Here is a 3,627-nt window from a genome sequence, read left to right on the forward strand (position 1 = left end):
GCCCGGTACCGGGCACGGGCGGCGCACCCGCCCTGGGATAATGGGCGGCGCAGGACCCGGCCGTGTTCCCGGCGCCGACGAGAACGCACAAGCCGCACGTGCTCGTTCGATCGAAAGGTCATCCGTGGCTGACCAGACCTTGCTCGCCGCCCAGCGCCAGGCGCTGATCCTGGAGGCGATCCGCCGGACCGGCGCGATCCGGGTCGCCGAACTGGTCGAGCAGTTCGGCGTGTCCGACATGACCATCCGCCGGGACCTCGACGCCCTGGTCCGCCAGGGCGCCGTGGAGAAGGTCCACGGCGGCGCGGTGGCGACCGGGTCGGCGAGCACCTTCGAACCCGGCTTCGACGCCAAGTCCGGGCTGGAGGAGGGCACCAAGGCCGCGCTCGCGGACGCCGCGGTCAAGCTGGTGGAGCCGGGCAGCGTGGTGGCGCTCTCGGGCGGGACGACGACCTACGCCGTCGCCGCCAGGCTGCTGGAGGTCCCGGAGCTGACGGTGGTGACCAATTCGCTGCGCATCGCGGACCTGCTGTGGGCGGCCGGGAGCGACGGGAGGGAGACCGCCCCGTCGCTGCTGCTGACCGGTGGATCGCCCACCCGCTCGGCGGCCCTGGTCGGGGCGCTCGCCGACCAGACGATCCGGTCGCTGCACGTGGACCTGCTGATCCTGGGTGTGCACGGGGTGAGCGAGCAGGCCGGCCTCACCACGCCCAACCTCGCCGAGGCGCAGACCAACCGGGCCCTGATCGCCTCGGCACGCCGCACCGTGGTGGTCGCGGACCACACCAAGTGGGGCGTGGTCGGGCTGAGCAGCTTCGCGAACCTGACGGAGGTCGACTGCTTCGTCACCGACGACGCCCTGCCGGCGACCGCGCGCGAGGTGCTCGCCGAGTCCGTCGGCGAGCTCGTCGTCGTCCCGGCGGGCGGCTGAGCGGGCACCCGGACGACCGGCCGAGCGGTCGCCCGGACGACAGGCTGGGCGGGCACCCGAGCGGGCGGTCGTCCGGGCGCCCGTACGGACGGTCGTACGGGCGGCCGTACGGGCGGTCGTACGGGCGGCCGGGCGGCGCCCGGTCAGGCCACCCGGCGGGCTCCCGTCGAGGGGACGGCGGTGAAGACCACCGGCGGGCGGTAACCCGCCGAGCCGAAGGCCGATCGCACCGCCTCCGCGACCGGTTCCGCGTCCGCCTCCGCGACCAGGGCGACGACCGACCCGCCGAAGCCGCCGCCGGTCATCCGCGCGCCCAGTGCCCCGGCGGCGACGGCGGCCTCGACCGCCAGGTCGGTCTCCGCGCAGGAGACCCGGAAGTCGTCGCGCAGCGACGCGTGTCCGGCCGTCAGGATCGGGGCCAGCGCGGCCGTCGCGCCGTGCTCCAGCCGCTCCACGGTCTCGGTGACGCGTTCGTTCTCGGTCACCACGTGCCGGACCAGCGAGCGGAGTTCGCCGGGCAGCCGGCCCAGCGCCGGGTCCAGGTCGGCGACCGCGAGGTCGCGCAGCGCGGGGAGGCCGAGCAGCTCGGCGGCGCGCTCGCAGCCGGCCCGCAGGGCCGCGTAGGCGCCGTCGCCGAGGTCGTGCTTGACCTTGGTGTCGATGACCAGCAGTCGCAGTCCCGCCGCCTCGAGGTCGAACGGCACGTGCCGCTGCTGCAGCGTCCGGGTGTCCAGGAACAGCGCGGTGCCGGCCGTGCAGCAGGCGGAGGCCATCTGGTCCATCACGCCGCAGGGCACGCCGACGAAGGCGTTCTCGGCCCGCTGGGCGACCAGGGCGAGCTGCGGGCCGGTCAGGCCGAGGCCGTGGAGGTCGTTCAGGGCCGCGGCCGTCGCGCACTCCAGGGCGGCCGAGGAGGAGAGGCCGGCCCCGGTCGGCACGTCGCTGTCGATGAACAGGTCGGCCCCGCCGACGGGGTGCCCCGCCTCGGCGAGCGCCCAGAACACGCCCGCCGGGTAGGCGGCCCAGCCGGCCACCACGCCCGGGGCCAGGCCGTCGAGGGCGAGGTCGGTGACCCTGCCGTCGCCCTGGGCGCTGTAGAGCCGCAGCCGTCGGTCCGCCCGGCCCCGGGCGGTGACCCGGGTGGTGTGCGGGAGGGCGATGGGCAGGACGAAGCCGTCGTTGTAGTCGGTGTGCTCGCCGATCAGGTTGACCCGGCCGGGGGCGGCCCACGTGCCGCTCGGCCGTGCCCCGTGGACGGCCTCGAAGTCGGTGGCGGCCTCGTCGATCATCGCGTTCAGCTCCATGCCTGGTGCGCGGGTGGGGTCCCCGCCGGCGGTGTCGATCAGCGAGCGGGAGCTCATTCCGACATAATCAAACACGACCACCCTCAGGGTCAACATCCGCGATGACCATGTTCAGTCGGGTCGGCTCGGCGAACCGGGGCGCGCCCCGACCAGCCGGGATGCTTGTTGACAAGCGATCGTCTCTGTTTGAATCTGTTGAAGCTCGAAAACTGCCGGGGCGACGTCCCACGCGTAAGGAGTACAGCGGTGCACAGAACCGCCACCAAGCTGGCCGACGGCCGCGAACTGGTCTACTTCGACCGGGAGCCGGGCGCGCTCCGCGACGTCACCGACGAACGCCCCCTGGAGCCCGCGGCGAGCCTCTCCGAGATCCGGCTCGACCCGGTGCTCGGCGAGTGGGTGACGGTGGCGGCGCACCGCCAGCAGCGCACCTACCACCCGCCGGCCGGCGAATGCCCGCTGTGCCCCTCCCGCGACGGGCGGCTCAGCGAGATCCCGGCGGCCGACTACGAGGTGGCGGTCTTCGAGAACCGCTTCCCCTCGCTCGCCACCGGCGCCGCCGACCACGTCGCGGAGCGGGACGCGCCCCTGCACACCCTCCGGCCCGGCAACGGCCGCTGCGAGGTGGTCTGCTTCACCTCCGATCACGACGCCTCCTTCGCCGACCTGGACGAGGCCCGGGCCCGACTGGTGCTGGACGCCTGGACGGACCGCACGGCGGAACTCTCCGCCCTGCCCGGCGTCCGGCAGGTGTACTGCTTCGAGAACCGCGGCGCGGAGATCGGGGTCACCCTCGCCCACCCGCACGGCCAGATCTACGCCTTCCCGTTCGTCCCCTCCCGCACCGCCCGGATGATCGCCCGCGCCGAGGCCCACCGGGCCCGCACCGGCCGGAACCTGTTCGAGGACCTCCTCGCCGCCGAACGGGACTCCACCGAGCGGCTGGTGCTCCGGGGCGAGCACTGGACGGCGTTCGTGCCGTTCGCCGCCCGCTGGCCCTACGAGGTCCACCTCTACCCCCACCGGCGGGTCGCCGACCTGACCGCACTCTCGGAGGCCGAACGCGCCGAGTTCCCCGGCCTCTACCTGGACCTGCTGCGCCGCTTCGACGCGCTGTTCCCCGCCCCGCCCGGCGCGGCCCCCAACCGGACCCCGTACATCTCCGCCTGGCACCAGGCACCGGACACCGGTGGTGGCGAACTCGCCCTCCACCTCGAGCTGTTCACCATCCGAAGGGCGCCCGGCAAGCTCAAGTACCTGGCCGGCGTGGAGTCCGGGCTCGACGCCTTCGTCACCGACGTGAGCCCGGAGCAGGCCGCGGCCCGCCTCCGTTCCGCCGCGACCGGCTGACCCCGGGCGCCCGCCGCGCCCACCGGAGCCCGCGGCGTCGAC

Annotated in this window: 3 protein-coding genes; 2 read left to right on the forward strand and 1 reads right to left on the reverse strand. The window is 74.5% G+C overall.

Going from position 1 to position 3,627, the window contains the following annotated elements; translation table 11 throughout:
* The first annotated feature begins 124 nt into the window (after positions 1–124).
* A complete protein-coding gene (locus tag ABT247_RS32565; RefSeq protein WP_350750048.1) occupies positions 125–931 on the forward strand; it encodes a DeoR/GlpR family DNA-binding transcription regulator in 807 nt (268 codons plus the stop codon).
* Positions 932–1,074: 143 nt separating this feature from the next.
* Here ABT247_RS32565 and galK read toward each other — a convergent pair whose 3' ends face one another.
* Entirely contained in the window at positions 1,075–2,235 is a 1,161-nt protein-coding gene (gene galK, locus ABT247_RS32570; protein WP_502892542.1) for a galactokinase, read from the reverse strand.
* A 246-nt stretch (positions 2,236–2,481) separates the two neighbouring features.
* Here galK and galT point away from each other — a divergent pair, with 246 nt between their 5' ends.
* Entirely contained in the window at positions 2,482–3,585 is a 1,104-nt protein-coding gene (gene galT / locus ABT247_RS32575; RefSeq protein WP_350750051.1) for a galactose-1-phosphate uridylyltransferase, read from the forward strand.
* The last annotated feature ends 42 nt before the right edge of the window (positions 3,586–3,627 follow it).

Source organism: Kitasatospora sp. NPDC001539 (assembly GCF_040298565.1).
GTDB lineage: Bacteria > Actinomycetota > Actinomycetes > Streptomycetales > Streptomycetaceae > Kitasatospora.

Coding starts and splice junctions, on each gene's coding strand:
- galK (WP_502892542.1), bottom strand. CDS start 2,235: ATGGAGCTGAACGCGATGATCGACGAGGCCGCCACCGACTTCGAGGCC.